A 16778-nucleotide genomic window follows, 5' to 3' on the forward strand; every position below is an offset into this window, starting at 1 on the left:
GGTCCATGTTGACGCATGCCGCGGCGCAGGCCTAGGTTTGTGTCATGGATTTTTTTCGGTCTCTGATGGGTGTGTGTACGGCTGTGGCGGCCATTTGTGTCGCCAGCCTCGTGTGGGCGCAAGGCAAAACCACAACCTTGCTGGTCGCGCCGGAGGTGCAGGACAGCGGTGTTGTCAAATTCATGTTGCCGCGCTTCACCCTGAAACACGGCGTTCGGGTGACCGTCGTTGGCGAAGGAGATGCTGCAGGCAGCCTGATCGAAAACGGTGATAAGGCGGTGTTCTCGCGTGGCGGGACCAACTATGGCCTGACGGTGCATGTTTCCGACGATCCGCATATGGCCACGTTGGCCGCTTGGCTGACCGGCGATGTCGGTCGACGTACCATTCTGAGCTTCAAGAAAGACGGCCAAGCGGTGTTTGAAGCGCCGGTTGTGGTGGCGGAGGTGGAAGAGGCGATCGAACTGGAAGGCGACGCAGCGCGCGGGGCGGATTTGGCGCTGAGCGCTTGTGGGCGGTGTCATGTGGTGGGCGAGGCCAACCGGATGAACGGCATTGGTTCCACGCCCAGCTTTGCAGTGCTGCGCAGCCTGGATGACTGGATGGAGCGGTTCTGGGCGTTTTATGCGCTGAACCCGCATCCGTCTTTCACCATCATTCCGGACGTGACCGAGCCATTTGACGAGACCCGCCCGTCCCCAATCAGCCCCGTCACTTTGACGTTGGAGGAGCTGGAGAACATCGTGGCCTACACCGCAACCATGGATCCGGCAGATTTGGGGTCGCCCATCGCGCATCAGTGATCCCGGCGTTTGCTGAAGTAGTCTTCCGAGGTGCGTACCTTCGGGCGTTCGCCACCGGCCAGCGGGTTGTTTTCCCGGTGGAATTGGGCGTTCACACGGCAGTCGTCACACATGCGGATCATGCGAGCCGCGTCGGAGGTGGCAAACATCGCGTGTTTGCCTTCGAGCTTCTCGACAATGCGCTCGATCGTGGATTTCACCCCAAACGGCGTGCCGCATTCGACACATTCAAACGGCTCTTCTTCATGCACCACCTGCTGCGACAGCGCCGCGTCGGAGGTGTTGAATTGTGGCACCAAAGAGATCGCGTTTTCCGGGCAGACATGGGTGCAGAGACCACATTGCAGACAGGCGTCTTCCTGGAAGCGCAGCTGTGGCTTGTCCGGGTTGTCGCCCAAGGCGCCGGCCGGGCAGAGAGAGGCGCAGGAGAGGCAGAGGGTACAGGCGTCCTTGTCGACCAGCACCGCGCCATATGGGGCGTTTTCCGGCAAAGGCAGCGGCTCAGCTTGTTCACCGCGCAGCGCTTTTACAGCGAGGCGGGTGACCTGACGGCGGTTGCCAAGCGGCAGCACCGGCGCAATGTCTTTGAGGTTGCTGGAGGCGCCATAGAGGGCATCACAAAGCGCGGATGGTTCTTCTGGGGCCAGAATGCGTAGGGCGTCGCTGTCGCCACTCAGCGCTTGGGCCAGCAAAAGTTCGCTGTCGAGCGCGCCACGGTCCGTTGTTGGCGCGGCGAGCACGTCCACACCGACAAAGCCACTTGAAAGCGCGGCCAGCATTTCGGCGTGGCCGAAGCCGCTCACCCGTTCGAGGTCCAGTGGGATCACTTTGGCGGGCAAGCCGCGATCGTGGCGGGCGGCCAATGCGATCAGCTCTGCGCCAAATGCGCGGTCGTGCACCAAGAGACGCGGGGCCTCGCCACCAGCGCTGCGGTAGGCTTCGGCTAGGGCGTTGATGCGGGCAAAGAGCGCGCTGACCGGTGGGTCGTCATAAGTGATGGCCCCGGATGGGCAGAGCGCTGCACAGGACCCGCAACCGGCGCAGATGTTGGGGTCAATGTCGATGTGGTCACCCGCAGGCCGGATGGCGGAGGTGGGACAAACGTCCAGACATTTGGAGCACCCGGCTTGTTCGGCGCGGGAGTGGGCGCAGATGCTGGGTTCCAGTGCCAGATAGAGCGGTTTCTCAAAGGTGCCGACCAGATGAGAGGCTTCCAGAATGGCGGCGTGGGTGGCAGGCAGGCTCTTTGGGTCCGCCAGCAGATAGCCTTCGCGTTTTTCCGGCGCTGGGAAGAGCGGTGTCTCGCCGCGCAGATCCAGCAGGATGTCACAGGTGGTTTTGGCGCCGTTGCGGGGCTCACCAAAGATTGCTGCGCCGCGTCCGGACGTGTCCACTTGCTGCAGCGCGTCGATCTCCACGGAGAAATTCCCCAGCGCACCGGCGGCTTTTTTCAGGTGACCGGCGACAACGTCAAAGTCGCGATCTTCTGGCGCGTCGGAACCGGGCGCGAGGAGAACGGTGACGCTCAAGAAGTCTTTCAGCTGGCGTGCGGCAGAGAGGGCAACCTCTTCCGGACCCACAATCAGGCAGAGCCCTTCGGAGGTGATGTCGAAGGTTTTGGTGGCCGGGGCAGCCCGCAAACCGTCGGCCAAAAGGGCGGCGGATTTGGGGCCGGCTTCCGCGCCTTCATCTGACCAGACTGCGCGATCGCGCAGGTCGACAAAGGTGGGTTCAGGCAGGGACAATTCGTCCGCCAGTTCCGCAAAGAAGGTCTGTTCCTGGGTGCAGGTGACACAGGTTGTCGACGGGTCTTCGGCGGATTGCAAAAGCTGTGCGGCGGTCTGCATCTCTGCACCACCGAGGGGGGTGTTCACTTTGGAGCATTTCACAGTGCCAACAGAGTCGAAGGCCTCTGTATTCAATGGCATACTTTTCGAACAGTCACACAAAATCAATGTCTTAGACATGATTTCCTCCCCAAAGATGGCCTGATGGCAGGCCGTAGATTTGCGTCAGAAATGCATGTTTCTGCTTCTGGGTAAAGCCCTCGGGCGGCTCCGAATCGCCAGATTCGCGCGCCTCAAAAAACCAAGTGATTCTATTGGTTTTTGGGTGAAATGGACAATCTGTCCATGCGTGACCTAGCGGCAGGTTTTGACTGTCCAAAATGTCCAGTTTTTTGCCCGAAATGCCCTGCTTTTGCGTTTTCCTTTGGCAAGGCACAGGAAAGCGCCGACATTAAACATGTCCGCGAAAAAAATTTTCAGACGACTGCGTGGACACGGGAGGAAAACGACTTCATGCGCCAAGCGCCGGTATCATTGCCGTTGGGCATCGTGATCCGCAGAACGCCCTCGGCCAACCGCTGGGCGAAATTTGCGTGGCAAGCTGTTGGCGTGCTTCCGGGTGCGGCGCAGGCGGATTGGCGTGTGATGCGCGAAGAAGGCGATGCGGTGGAGTATCATGCCGCAACTGTGCCGCTGGAGCTGTGGCACACCGACACCGAAGCCTATCTGACAACCCTGACCGCGCGCGTGCCCTCTATTGGCGTGGTGATGCGTGAGGCGGAAGACGGCGATGCGGAGCGGCCGTACGAGGTGCTTCTGGCAACGGCATCCGCCTATGAATTCCAGGACTACGCCGACAGCGGCGAAGAGCTGTTGGAACTGGTGCCGATGCCGGAAGGGCTTGTGGCTTTTCTGCGAGACTTTGTCGAAGAGCACCACGAAGAAGAGACCTTTGTGAAGCGCCGCCGCGACAAGAAGCGGATTGACCTGGTGGAAGATGGCCGTGGGGATGCGCGTATCTCCCAGCTGAGCGATGTGTACCGCGCGCCGCGCACCGGGAGGCCACATTGAGCCGCGGGGGCGATTTCTGGGCCCGCCGTAAGGCGGCCGTGGCGGCAGAAGCCGAAGCCGAGGTGCGTGCCGAGGAACAGGCGGTGCTGGCCGAAGCCCATGCCGAATTGGAAGAAAAGCCTGACGCGGAAATTCTGGCAGAGTTGGATCTGCCCGATCCGGAAGAAATGCAGCAAGGCGATGATTTCTCTGTGTTCCTGGGCAAAGCCGTGCCGGAACGCATCCGTCGCAAAGCGCTGCGCAAGCTGTGGCTGACCAACCCGGTGTTGGCCAATGTCGATGATCTGGTGGACTACGGTCAGGACTTCACCGACAGCGCCATGGTCGTTGAGGCGATGCAGACCACCTATCAGGTGGGCAAAGGCATGTTGGCGCATGTGCAGGAGATGGCGCGACAGGAAGAAGAGGCCAAAGCCTTGGCCGAAGGTCGCGTATCGCTCGAAGAGTTTGAGGTGCAAACTGAGGCAGCATTGGTTGAGGGCTCTGACGAGAGCGCAGAGACCGAGCTGGCAGAGGTTGCACCAGTGGAAGTTGTGGCCGAAGCTGAAGCTCCAACTGAACCAATCCCAGACGCAGAGGCGCTTCCCGTTGCGCCGCTGCGTCGCCGTATGCGGTTTGAATTTGCCGCATCTGACATACCTGAAGAGAGGGCATAGCGATGAGCCAAGCCGTCACCGATACCCAAGTTGCCGAAGAGGATCTGCTGCGCGCGGATCTTTATGATTTTCTGGCCGCCCTTATGGCCAACCCGCCAAGCAAAGACCTGTTGCAGCACGCCAGCGCGTTGAGCGGCGATGACAGCGATCTTGGCAAGGCGATCAGCACACTGGCCCGTGTGGCCAAGGCGACCAACGCCACCGCTGTGGAAAGCGAATTCAACGCGCTGTTCATTGGTTTGGGCCGCGGCGAGCTGATGCCGTTTGCGTCTTACTACTTGACTGGCTTCTTGAACGAGAAACCGCTGGCCTCGCTGCGGGCTGATATGGCGGCGCTGCGCATCACCCGCGCACCCAACGTCTATGAGCCCGAAGACAACATCGCCAGCCTGCTGGAGATGATGGCGGGCATGATCCGGGGGCGCTTTGGCGAGCCGGTGCCGCTGCAAAAGCAGAAGGACTTCTTCTTTACCCATATCGCCGCCTGGGCGGAGCACTTCTTCTCCGATCTGGAAGCGGCGCAGAACTCGGTGTTCTACGCGCCGGTGGGCACCGTGGGCAAAGCCTTCCTAGAGATTGAAACACAGGCGTTCCGCATGGGGGCGGACTAAACGTCGATTGTAACTGTCGGACCCCGACCGACCCAAAACAAGGAGCTCGCCATGAGCAAGCCAGAGGAAAAAGGTGCCAGCCGGCGCGATTTTCTGAAGCTCGCAACAGCAGCAGCCCCGGCAGCCGCAGCAGTGGTTGCCATGTCGCCTGACGCGGCACAGGCCCAGCCAGCTGATCTGTCCCGCACCGAGATGCAGGACACCGCGCACACCCGCGCATATCTCGACAGCGCCCGGTTCTAATCGGACGTTATCATCCCGCCCCTGACCACCGGTTGCGTGACGCCCACCGGTCAGGATTTGAGACTAACCGAGCCAGTCCCGAGAAACGGGGCAGCAAGGGAGGAAAGAATGCTTAGGAAAAAGACCAACGGGGTTGCGCGACGCCCCCAGCGGACAAGTATCCTGTCTGTCGCAGCTGAAAAAGCTGTGGACCGCCGTACATTTTTGCGCGGTTCAGGACTCGCCATTGGCGGTCTGGCAGCGATTGGTGCCACCGGAGGCACCGTTACTCAGGCGCAGGCGCAAGACGCCGCCAATACTGCCGTTCAAACTGTGAAATCCGTATGTACCCACTGCTCTGTGGGCTGTACGGTTGTAGCCGAAGTGCAAAGCGGTGTCTGGATCGGGCAAGAGCCTGGTTGGGACAGCCCGTTCAACCTCGGCGCCCACTGTGCCAAAGGCGCATCGGTGCGGGAACACGCCCACGGTGAACGCCGCCTGAAGTACCCAATGAAAAAAGAGGGTGGTGAGTGGAAGCGCATCAGCTGGGAACAGGCGATCGACGAGATCGGCGACGGCATGATGAAGATCCGCGAAGAAAGCGGTCCTGACAGTGTTTATTGGCTGGGTTCGGCCAAGCACAACAACGAACAGGCGTATCTGTTCCGTAAGTTTGCGGCCTACTGGGGCACAAACAACGTGGACCACCAGGCGCGTATCTGTCACTCCACCACTGTTGCGGGTGTTGCGAACACATGGGGCTACGGCGCCATGACCAACTCCTACAACGATATCCACAACTCCAAAGCCATCTTCATCATCGGCGGCAACCCGGCAGAAGCCCACCCGGTTTCCCTGTTGCACGTGCTGCGCGCGAAAGAGCGCAACAACGCACCGCTGATCGTATGTGACCCCCGCTTTACGCGGACTGCGGCACATGCGGATGAATATGTGCGCTTCCGTCCCGGCACCGATGTGGCGCTGGTTTGGGGCATTCTGTGGCACATCTTCGAAAACGGCTGGGAAGACAAAGAGTTCATCCGCACCCGTGTTTGGGGCATGGACCAGATCCGCGACGAAGTACGTCAGTGGAATCCAGAAGAAGTGGAACGCGTGACCGGTGCTCCTGGTGAGCAACTGCGTCGTGTGGCACGTCAGCTGGTGAACAACCGTCCAGGCACCGTGATCTGGTGTATGGGTGGTACGCAGCACACCAACGGTAACAACAACACCCGTGCGTACTGCATTCTGCAGCTGGCTCTTGGCAACATGGGCACAGAGGGCGGCGGTACCAACATCTTCCGCGGCCACGACAACGTGCAGGGTGCAACTGACCTTGGTGTTCTGAGCCACACTCTGCCAGGCTACTACGGCCTGTCCAAAGGCGCCTGGGCGCACTGGGGCCGCGTGTGGGAAGAAGATGGCGAATGGCTGAGCGGCCAGTTTGCCAAAACCACCGCTGCGGACGGCAAAGAGAAGTCGCTTCAGAACCTCACTGGTATTCCGGTGTCGCGCTGGATCGATGGTGTGCTTGAAGATCCAGAGAACATGGATAACCCGGACAACGTACGGGCCATGGTGCTTTGGGGCCACGCGCCAAACTCTCAGACCCGTGGTCGCGAGATGAAAACCGCGATGGAAAAGCTGGACATGCTGGTCGTTGTTGACCCGTATCCAACCGTTTCCGCCGTGCTTCATGACCGCACCGACGGCGTGTATCTGCTGCCGGCCTGTACCCAGTTTGAGACCCGTGGTTCTGTGACCGCATCCAACCGCTCCATCCAGTGGCGCGATCAGGTTGTGGCACCGCTCTTTGAGAGCAAAACAGACCACGAAATCATGGGTTTGTTCGCCAACAAGTTTGGCTGGGCCGATCGTTTCTTCCGCAATATCGAGATGGAAGACGAAAACACCCCGAACATCGAAAGCGTTACGCGCGAGTTCAACCGGGGTATGTGGACCATCGGTTACACCGGTCAGTCTCCTGAGCGCATCAAGCTGCACATGGAAAACCAGCACACCTTCGACCGGACCACGTTGAAGGCAAATGGTGGTCCAGCAGATGGTGACTACTACGGTATGCCTTGGCCGTGCTGGGGTACTGCGGAGATGAACCACCCGGGTACGCCAAACCTCTATGACATGTCCAAACGTGTCTCTGAGGGTGGTTTGACCTTCCGTGCCCGCTTTGGTGTGGAACGTGACGGTCAGAACCTCTTGGCGGAAGGCGTAGCAAGCCTCGATTCCGAGATCCAGGACGGCTATCCAGAGTTCACCATGCAGATGCTGATGGACCTGGGTTGGGACGGTGATCTGACGGATGAAGAGCGTGCAGCTATTGACGCTGTGGCTGGTCCGAAGACCAACTGGAAAACCGACCTCTCCGGCGGTATCCAGCGGGTTGCGATCAAGCACGAGTGTGCGCCGTTTGGTAACGCAAAGGCCCGTGCAGTTGTGTGGACATTCCCGGATCCGGTGCCGCTGCACCGCGAGCCGCTCTACACGCCACGTCGCGATCTGGTCGAAGACTATCCGACCTACGAAGACCGGCATGCCTATCGTCTGCCAACGCTTTATGCGTCCATCCAGAAGAACGACTTCAGCAAGGATTACCCAATCATCCTGACGTCCGGTCGACTGGTGGAATATGAGGGTGGCGGCGAAGAGACGCGCTCCAACCCATGGCTGGCTGAACTGCAGCAGGACATGTTTGTCGAGATCAACCCGCGTGATGCGAACGATCTGGGCATTCGTGACCGGTCGCAAGTTTGGGTGGAAGGTCCAGAGGGCGGCAAGGTCAAAGTTATGGCCATGGTCACCCAGCGGGTTGGCGAAGGCGTTGCCTTCATGCCGTTCCACTTTGGCGGTCACTTCGAAGGGAAGGATCTGCGGGACAAATACCCAGCAGGCGCCGACCCATATGTGTTGGGTGAAAGCACCAACACGGCACAAACCTATGGCTATGACAGCGTGACACAGATGCAGGAGACAAAAACAACTCTCTGCAAAATCTGGGCCGCTTAAGGAGGAAGAGAAATGGCAAGAGCAAAGTTTCTCTGCGACGCCGAACGCTGCATTGAATGTAACGCCTGCGTCACGGCCTGTAAGAACGAGCACGAGGTGCCTTGGGGCATCAACCGTCGCCGCGTTGTAACCATCAACGACGGTACGCCGGGTGAGCGTTCTATCTCGGTGGCTTGTATGCACTGTTCCGACGCGCCTTGTATGGCCGTTTGTCCGGTGGATTGCTTCTACCAGAACGAAGAAGGTGTCGTGCTGCACTCCAAAGACCTCTGCATTGGCTGTGGTTACTGCTTCTACGCGTGTCCGTTTGGCGCGCCGCAGTACCCGCAGGCAGGCAACTTTGGCAGCCGTGGCAAGATGGACAAATGTACCTTCTGTGCTGGTGGCCCGGAGGAGAACCACTCCAACGCGGAATTCTCCAAATACGGCCGCAACCGGATTGCAGAAGGCAAACTGCCTCTCTGCGCCGAGATGTGCTCCACCAAAGCGCTGCTGGCGGGTGACGGGGACGTTGTGTCCGCGATCTACCGTGAGCGTGTTGTGGCGCGCGGCTTTGGCACCGGTGCCTGGGGCTGGGGTACAGCCTACGAACAGAAAGGCGGCTAAGGCCTGCTTTCACTAAATTGGCGGCGCGGATCTTCGCGCCGCCGATACATCAGACACACTTGTCTCAAACGAGATGCGGCGGCTTTCCAGAGGGAAAGGGCCGCTATGACTATTCAAACATCGAGGATGTGATGCGCGCGCTTCTTTGGATTGCACTAAGTTTTATGTTGGCTTTGCCTGGTTTTGCACAAGAGGCGCCAGATCGCTCCGCGACGGGTGGGGCTCAGACGCTGGAAGACATTATGGCCCGCCAACGCGGCGAAAAGCTGGATGACAGCTTCCGTCGGGATGCAACCGGCCAAGGCAATGTCGAGGCGTTGATGGGGCAACTCAGCACACGCGGCACAGCCTCGGACGCGGATGTGTTCCGCGCGCTGCGCTATGGCAGTGCCGATACCCGGACAGCCGCGCGTGGACCAACGTCCGGCCTTCTAATCCAGGATTCTGGCATGGCTTGGTTGTCTTTCCGCGAAGGGCCGCTGCTGACCTATGGCCTGTGGTTTCTGGGCGGCATGATTGTCGTCATTCTGGCCTTCTACCTCTACCGTGGCAAAATCCTGATCGACGGACCAAAGACCGGCCGCAACATTATCCGCTTTGTCGCCTTTGAGCGCTTCTGCCATTGGGTCATGGGGGTGAGTTTTATTCTTTTGGGCCTGACCGGGATTTACCTGATTGCTGGGCGCAAGTTCTTGCTGCCGTGGATGGGCCATGAAGCTTATGCCAGCATCGCCGAAGCGGGCAAATGGGTGCATAACAACATTTCCTGGGCCTTCATGATCAGCCTGGTGTTTGTCTTCATCATGTGGGTGAAGCACAACATTCCCGACCGTGGCGACATCAAATGGATGGCCAAAGCTGGCGGTCTGTTTTCCAAAGGCGTGCACCCGCCCGCCAAAAAATTCAACGCTGGTCAGAAGATCGTATTCTGGTCAGTGATCATCCTTGGCTTCTCGATCTCCCTCTCCGGTGTGGCGCTTTTGTTCCCCTTTGAGGTGTCGGTCTTCGCCAAGACCTTCCAGATCCTCAACATGACCGGCCTGCCAAACCTGATCATGGGGGCCCCTCTGCCAGAGGTTCTAAGCCCCTATGAAGAGATGCAGCTGTCGCAGCTGTGGCATGGCATCGTCGCCTTTGTCTTCATCGGCATCATCATCGCGCACATCTATCTCGGCAGCGTCGGCATGGAAGGCGCGCTTGAGACCATGGCAACCGGTGAAGTGGATGAGCAGTGGGCCAAAGAGCACCACTCCATCTGGTATGATGAAGAGATGGCCAAAGCCAAAGAGGCTGCGCCGGACAACGCCACACCTGCGGAATGACCCATGCGGGTGTGGGCGCCACTTCTGGCACTCTTGCTGTGGCCAGCAGCAACGCTGGCGGGTGATTTTTTCACCCTCGAAGGCCATGGCGGTCCCATCAAAGGGATCGCCGTGTCGCCCGATGGGCAGCGTATTCTGACCGCCAGCTTTGATAACGCGCTTGGGCTTTGGTCTGGGCGCGCGCCTATTTGGTTGGACGGTCACGAGGCGGCGGTGAACACGGTGGCCTTTGTTGATGACACCACAGCCGTGTCCGGTGGTGATGATTTTGCAGTCCGTCTTTGGGATTTGGCCTCCGGGACATCGCAGGAGCTTGGACGCCACAAGGGCAAAGTGATGTCGGTGCGCGTGTCAGATGATCAGAAAATGGTGGCCTCCGCGAGTTGGGACGGCACGGTTGGCCTTTGGTCGTTGAGCAGCGCTGAGCCGCGTTTCATCGAGGTCGGGGCCAACGTAAATGATGTGGCGTTCTCAACTGACGGAACGCTGCTTTACACGGGCGCATCCGACGGCAAGATCCGCATCTACGACGTGGCGACAGGCGATCTGCATCAGTTGTTCCTGTCCAACGGGTTTGGCGTGAACACGCTGGTCCTTAACGAGGGCGCGGGCTGGCTGGCCTATGGCGCTGTGGACGGTGTGACAAAGGTTGTGGATGTGCAGTCCGCCGCGTTGATCAAAGACGTGACGCTAGAGCGCCGACCAATCCTGGCCATGGCCACTGACCGACAAAAGCAAACCTTGGCGGTGGGAGACGGTGAAGGCTACATCCTGCTGCTCAACACCAGCGACTGGTCCATTGCCAATGATTTTCGTGCCACCCATCGCGGCCCGATCTGGGCGCTGGCGTTCTCGCAAGACGGGGACAATGTGCACGCAGGTGGGCTGGATGACGCGATGTACAGCTGGCCCCTGTCCGATCAGGAGGACGCGCCGCGCATGGTGGAACAGGACCGTACCTTCCTGAATGGCACCGACAGTGCCTCAAATGGCGAGCGCCAGTTCCAGCGTAAATGCTCCATCTGCCACACGTTGACCGGGGACAGCGCGCGCCGCGCCGGGCCAACGCTTAGAAACGTGTTTGGCCGCCGTGCCGGGGCCGTGGCCGACTACAGCTATTCCGACACGTTACAGACATCTGACATTGTCTGGTCCGCGCAAACCATTGATGCGCTTTTTGATTTGGGACCAGACGTGTATATTGCGGGCACAAAAATGCCAGTTCAGCGCATCGCCCGCGCCGAGGATCGTGCAGATCTCATCGAGTATCTGCGGACTTACAGCGACATCAAGGACGACTGAGATGAAAACTTTTTTGCTAGCCTGTGTAACCGTCGCAGGGATTTCTGTTGTGGCCTATTACGGGCTGCACACCCTGGGCTTTTCCAGTACAGAAGCGGGCAGCGGACCTTCCGTACGACTGGACTAAGATAAATGAACCAACTTGAGCGACCACAAACCCGGAGCAAAGACCGCGCGTCTTCCGAATTTGGCATGGGGCTGTCTGCGGCCTCTGTGCTGGTGGTTGATGATGAGCCGGGCATACGGAATTTTATTGTGAAAATTCTGGAACCTGTGGTCGCCCGCGTAGAGCAGGCGGCCAATACCGAGGTTGCCAGCCGGCTTTTGGACGCAAACCACTTTGACATTGTGATCTTGGACAACGTGATGCCAGGCACCACGGGGTTGGAGTGGCTCAGCGAACAGCGCAAGTTGGGGTTCTTTGCCGATACGATCCTGATCACCGCTTTTGCCGATATGGACACAGCGATTGAGGCGATGCGCGCGGGGGCGGTGGATTTTGTTCTGAAGCCGTTCCGTTCCAATCAGATTCTCAACGCTGTGGCGCGCTGTGTTGATCGGGTGAACTTGCGGCGGGAAAACTACCTGCTGAAATATGAGCTGGCCTCGGGCAATGAGCAAGTGCGCTCGCGCCTGTTGGGCAGTTCGCCGGAGATCGAGAAAATTCGCGCGACAATGGCGCGGGCTGCGCCTTTGCCAACCCCGGTTTTGCTGACCGGAGATACGGGCACTGGCAAAGAGGTCTGTGCACGGGCGATCCATATGATGTCGCCACGCGCAGAAAAGCCTTTTGTGCCCATCAATTGCGCCACCATTGCCGGGGACATGATCGAACACGAGCTGTTTGGTCATATCCGCCAGGATGCCGGTGGGCGCACGGTGCGCCACGACGGGGTGTTTATGAACGCCAATGGCGGCACGCTCTATCTCGACGAGATTGTGGAGTTGCCGCTTCCGGTACAGGCCGCGCTTTTGCGGGTGATTGAACAGCGCAAAATCCGCCCTGTCGGATCGTCACGCGAAGTGCCGTTGGATCTGCGGTTCCTGTTTGCCACCAATGCGGACATGGAGGCGGCGGTGCAGGAAGGGCGTCTGCGCGAAGACCTCTATCACCGGATCAATGTGCTCAACATTCAGATGCCACCGCTGCGCAGCCGCAACGGGGATTTGAAGGAGCTGGCGCTGATGTTCATTCAGCAGATTTCCAAGTCCCTGGGGGTGCCGCCCCTGACCCTGTCCGAGGGCGTTTTGCTCAATATGGCGCGCTATGACTGGCCCGGTAACGTGCGGGAATTGCGCAACCTTATCGAACGCTCCCTGATCGTGGGCGAATGGGCCTCTGAGTTTGCGGCAGGCGGATCGGACGCAGAAGTTGAGGCTGTGGACAGCCTGGCGGCGGTGGAGCGGCGGCATATTCTGACCGTGTTGGATGCCTGTGATGGGAACCGGGCAGAGGCAGCGCGTCGTTTGGGCATTTCGCGCAAAACCATCGACCGCAAATGTGCGATGTGGAATGACTGAGACCTCAGAGTCTCACGAACCTCTCCGTCAGGCGCCACCAAAGCGCCGTGGCGCATCGGTGCGGATGCGCCTCTTGGCCATCGCCCTTTTGCCAACACTGGTGATTATGCCGCTGTTCTTCATTGTAACGGCGGTCAACTGGTCCTCGCGGTTTGACAACCTGTTGATTGCAAAGGTGAATGGTGAGCTCACCATTGCCCAGCAATACCTCAGCCAGTTGTTGGAAAACAGCGACCTGCGGATGCAGGCCTTGGCCGAAAGCTCGGCTTTTGTGGATCGCGTGGTGTCCCAAGACCGCAATGCGGTTCTGACGCTTCTGGACAACAAGAAAGCCGAGATGGGTCTCGACTTTCTCTACTACATCAACGCTGACGGTGCGGTGTGGTCTTCGCCGCGGTTTGTCGATGATATGGGGCTCACCAAATGGCCTGTGGTGTCGCAGGCATTGGCCGGCACAGGCTCGGCGCAGATTGATATTTTTAGCGAGTTCGATCTCGGTCAAGTCTCTGACAACCTTGCGGAAAAGGCGCGGATCAATCTGGTGCCCACGCAGGCGGCCGTGCCCACGGAACGTACAGAAGAAACCCGAGGCATGGTTGTGCATGCCGCCACGCCGGTGGAAGGCAGCGGGCGCAGCGGGGCGCTGGTTGGGGGCGTGTTGCTGAACCGCAATCTGACCTTTATCGATACAATCAACGATCTGGTCTATCCAACTGCGAGCTTGACCGAAGGCAGCCAGGGCACGGCGACACTTTTCCTAGAAGACGTAAGGGTTTCCACCAATGTGCGCCTGTTTCAGGACGAGCGCGCCTTGGGCACACGGGTGTCGGCGGCGGTCTATGAAACCGTGCTGGAACGCGGCGAGGTGTGGCTGGATCGGGCCTTTGTGGTGAACGACTGGTACATCTCGGCATATGAGCCGATCATCGACAGCTTTGGCCAGCGGGTTGGCATGCTTTATGTGGGATTTCTGGATCAGCCGTTTCGTGATGCGAAGTTCTCGACCATCCTGACCTTTGCCGTTGCTTTTGTGGTTATCATTCTGATTTCCGTGCCAATTTTCCTGCGTTGGGCGCGGCAGATTTTTGCGCCTCTGGAGCGCATGGTGCGGACCATTGGGCGTGTGGAGGAGGGCGACCTGAACGCGCGGACGCGGGTTGAGGATGGCGGTGAAATTGGCCGTGTTGCGGCGCAAATGGACAACCTGTTGGAGCAAATTCAGGAGCGAGATCGGGAGCTTACGCGGCGGGTGGTGGCGCGGACGCGGGACTTGGAAGAGGCCAATCGGCGGCTTGAGGCGACGTCCAAGCAGTTGGTGGTGTCGGAGAAATTGGCCGCTGTGGGGGAGATCGCGGCCGGGATTGCGCATGAGATCAACAATCCTGTGCAGGTGATTCAGGGCAATCTGGATGTTTTGCGGGTGCAATTGGGCGACGATGCAGACCTGGTGAAGACTGAGTTACGGCTGATTGATGAGCAGACGCATTCGATTTTCTTGATTGTGAACAAGCTCTTACAGTTCACGCGGCCAGATGAATATGCCGAAGGCAGCGAGGAGCATCGCCCGGCTGACATCATTACCGACACGCTACCCCTGGTGCAGCATTTGTTGAGCAAAGGGCATATCGCGCTGGCGCTGGAGCTTGAAAGCATTAAGGCAATCTCGATCAACCGCACGGAGCTGCAACAAATCCTGATCAACCTGATGGTCAACGCGATCCACGCCATGCCGGATGGTGGCGATCTGACCGTGGGGGCACTGGACGAGGAACGGGATGGAAAAGCAGGGGTTTTGGTTTTTGTAAAAGACACCGGTGTGGGTATGGCGCCGGAGCTGCTGACCCGGATTTTTGACCCGTTTTTCACAACAAAACAAGGCGAAGGCACCGGTTTGGGGCTGTCGATCACGCGCAAGCTGGTGGAGCGCTACGACGGGGAAATTGAGGCGGACAGCGTTGTTGGCCAAGGCACGGAATTCCGCGTGTGGTTCCCTGCGACATCGGCCTGAGACTCAGGGCAAAAGCCTCAAAACCGGTCCAAAATTGCAACGTCGGTATTGTGTCGGTATCGCGACTGTATTGCGGAGGTGGCAGTTTTGCGGGCAAAACCGTTAACGCAGGGGCGTGAAGGCCAAATTTTTTAGACATGAATTCAGACGCGGATAAATCAGACAGCGCCGGTAAGCCGGGTGCGGCCGAGGTTTTGCGGCAGCGGGCAGAGGTGGCGCGGTTCCTGTTGGACGCTGGTCTGGGCCTGCGCGACCCGATTGTGTTCCTGACGCTGATCTCCGGCGTGAGCCGCGCAGGCATGATCTTTGCCATCAACGAAACCGCGCGCAGCCATGCCGAGGGGCTGGGCTGGTCGGTCTGGCTTTTGCTGCTCTGTGCGGCAGGCATGGTGGTGTCGGCGTACCTGCAAAAGGTGCGGGCCTTCACTTTGATCACCCGTATTGAGGCGCAGATGCGTCTTCGCCTGTCCGAGCTTCTTCTGCGGGCCAACATCGATTTCCTGATCTCCGGGCGGCACGGTAAAGTCTACGGCGCGATGACAGCCGAAGTGAACCAACTGGCGCAGGCCGTCATCCATCTGGTGGAGGCGATCGGCGCAGCGATCGTGCTGCTGTTTGCCATTCCCTACCTGTTTTTTGTCAGTTGGATTGCCGGTGTGGCCGCCGTCGCCGCAATTGCGCTGGGTGGGATTGGCTTTGCCCTGATGGACGGCCCCGCGCGGGTTTGGGCCCTAAAGGCGTCCGACAGTTTTGCCGCCTATTGTGACCGGGTCAGCGACATGTTGGGCGGTTGGAAAGAGTTGCGGCTGCGGGCCAGTCGGCGCGAGGCGCTGGAGGCGGAAACCAAAGACGTGATCGCGGCGCAGGTGGCCCACAAGATGCGCTCCGAGCGGCTGTTTGCGGCCAGCACCGGCGGCGGGCAGGTCGCTGTGGCGCTGTTGATGTGTTTTGTGGTGATTGTGCTGCCGCAGATGCAAGGCGGCGATGCAATTGTGATGTTTCAGGTGCTGACCATTATCTTTCTGGTGAATGGACCCACGGAGCTGGTGTTCAACACGCTGCCGGTTTTGAGCCGGGCGGAGAACAGTTTTTACAAGATCAAAGCTGTGGAGGCAGAGTTGAGTGCGGCACAGAGTTTGGCGCTGGCGGCGGCGCCTGAGCTGCGCAAGAGCTTTGACGAAATTGCACTGCGTGGGGTTAAGGCCAATGTTGGCGAGGCACGGGACGGCGTGGTGCCGTTTCATCTGGGGCCGATTGACCTGACTTTCCACCCCGGAGAAACGGTGTTCATCTGCGGGGGCAACGGCTCTGGCAAAACCACGCTCTTGTCGCTGATCACCGGGATGCGGCATCCGGAGGTGGGAGAAATCACGTTGGATGGCGCGGCGCTGACGGACAGCACAACCGCCAGCTATCGCGAGCTGTTTTCGGCGGTGTTTGCGCAGTACCATCTGTTTGATCATGCCTATGGCCTGACCGACGCGGAATTGGGTGAATTGGACACCCGCATTGCGCAGCTGGGGTTGGCACAGCGGGTGCAGTTGTTGGGCGACAAGTTCTCCAATACCACCTTGTCGGCCGGGCAAAGCCGCCGCTTGGCACTGGCTGTGGCTTTGGCAGAGCAGCGGCCGATCATTGTGTTGGATGAATTTGCCGCCGATCAGGACCCGGCCAATCGGGCGTTCTTTTATGACGTGTTGATGCCGGAACTCTCAGCATCCGGGCGGCTTGTCTTGGCGGTGACACATGATGATCACCAATTTGGGAAATGTGATCGCTTGATCAAAATGGACGCGGGGCGCATCGTGTCAGATGAGCGTATGCCGCGCCGCAAAGAGGTTTGAG

The 16778-nt window shown here is 59.2% G+C and carries 14 protein-coding genes; 13 read left to right on the forward strand and 1 reads right to left on the reverse strand.

What is annotated here, in order from left to right:
- Window positions 1-44 precede the first annotated feature (44 nt).
- Window positions 45-803, forward strand: coding sequence for a hypothetical protein (locus SIB92_RS16555; RefSeq protein WP_412553074.1), 759 nt, complete (start codon window positions 45-47; stop codon window positions 801-803).
- Here SIB92_RS16555 and SIB92_RS16560 read toward each other — a convergent pair.
- Window positions 797-2770: a 4Fe-4S binding protein gene (locus SIB92_RS16560; protein ID WP_412553075.1), complete on the reverse strand. Its 1974-nt coding sequence runs from the start codon at window positions 2768-2770 to the stop codon at window positions 797-799. The two genes, SIB92_RS16555 and SIB92_RS16560, sit on opposite strands and share 7 nt — an antisense overlap.
- 333 nt (window positions 2771-3103) lie before the next feature.
- On the opposite strand from SIB92_RS16560, the gene SIB92_RS16565 reads away from it, so the two are divergent.
- From SIB92_RS16565 to SIB92_RS16620, 12 genes are all read left to right on the forward strand, one after another.
- Window positions 3104-3661: a DUF3305 domain-containing protein gene (locus SIB92_RS16565; RefSeq protein WP_412553076.1), complete on the forward strand. Its 558-nt coding sequence runs from the start codon at window positions 3104-3106 to the stop codon at window positions 3659-3661.
- Window positions 3658-4317, forward strand: a complete 660-nt coding sequence (locus tag SIB92_RS16570) for a DUF3306 domain-containing protein (protein WP_412553077.1) — start codon at window positions 3658-3660, stop codon at window positions 4315-4317. The genes SIB92_RS16565 and SIB92_RS16570 overlap by 4 nt, the downstream gene beginning before the upstream one ends.
- Window positions 4318-4319: 2 nt before the next feature.
- Window positions 4320-4928 carry a molecular chaperone gene (locus SIB92_RS16575; RefSeq protein WP_412553078.1) on the forward strand — a complete coding sequence of 203 codons (609 nt, stop codon included), beginning with the start codon at window positions 4320-4322 and terminating at the stop codon, window positions 4926-4928.
- Between the two features lie 51 nt (window positions 4929-4979).
- On the forward strand, window positions 4980-5171 hold the full coding sequence (locus SIB92_RS16580; protein WP_168590774.1) for a ubiquinol-cytochrome c reductase iron-sulfur subunit N-terminal domain-containing protein: 192 nt from the start codon (window positions 4980-4982) through the stop codon (window positions 5169-5171).
- Window positions 5172-5279: 108 nt separating this feature from the next.
- Window positions 5280-8174 (forward strand): formate dehydrogenase subunit alpha, encoded by a 2895-nt coding sequence (locus SIB92_RS16585; protein WP_412553079.1) that lies wholly within the window; start codon window positions 5280-5282, stop codon window positions 8172-8174.
- A gap of 12 nt (window positions 8175-8186) precedes the next feature.
- Window positions 8187-8780: a formate dehydrogenase FDH3 subunit beta gene (fdh3B, locus tag SIB92_RS16590; RefSeq protein WP_168590772.1), complete on the forward strand. Its 594-nt coding sequence runs from the start codon at window positions 8187-8189 to the stop codon at window positions 8778-8780.
- A 164-nt stretch (window positions 8781-8944) separates the two neighbouring features.
- Window positions 8945-10102 (forward strand): formate dehydrogenase subunit gamma, encoded by a 1158-nt coding sequence (locus tag SIB92_RS16595; RefSeq protein ID WP_412553080.1) that lies wholly within the window; start codon window positions 8945-8947, stop codon window positions 10100-10102.
- 3 nt (window positions 10103-10105) lie between these two features.
- Window positions 10106-11404, forward strand: a complete 1299-nt coding sequence (locus SIB92_RS16600; RefSeq protein ID WP_412553081.1) for a c-type cytochrome — start codon at window positions 10106-10108, stop codon at window positions 11402-11404.
- A 1-nt stretch (window position 11405) separates the two neighbouring features.
- Window positions 11406-11531 (forward strand): hypothetical protein, encoded by a 126-nt coding sequence (locus tag SIB92_RS16605; RefSeq protein ID WP_294116677.1) that lies wholly within the window; start codon window positions 11406-11408, stop codon window positions 11529-11531.
- A 5-nt stretch (window positions 11532-11536) separates the two neighbouring features.
- Window positions 11537-12925: a sigma-54-dependent transcriptional regulator gene (locus SIB92_RS16610; RefSeq protein ID WP_412553082.1), complete on the forward strand. Its 1389-nt coding sequence runs from the start codon at window positions 11537-11539 to the stop codon at window positions 12923-12925.
- A complete protein-coding gene (locus SIB92_RS16615; RefSeq protein WP_412553083.1) occupies window positions 12918-14933 on the forward strand; it encodes a cache domain-containing protein in 2016 nt (671 codons plus the stop codon). Before SIB92_RS16610 ends, SIB92_RS16615 begins: the two co-directional genes overlap by 8 nt.
- A gap of 137 nt (window positions 14934-15070) precedes the next feature.
- Entirely contained in the window at window positions 15071-16777 is a 1707-nt protein-coding gene (locus SIB92_RS16620) for a cyclic peptide export ABC transporter (protein WP_412553084.1), read from the forward strand.
- Window position 16778 lies beyond the last annotated feature (1 nt).

The sequence above is a fragment of the Shimia sp. MIT1388 genome, from assembly GCF_047124445.1.
Lineage (GTDB): Bacteria > Pseudomonadota > Alphaproteobacteria > Rhodobacterales > Rhodobacteraceae > Shimia.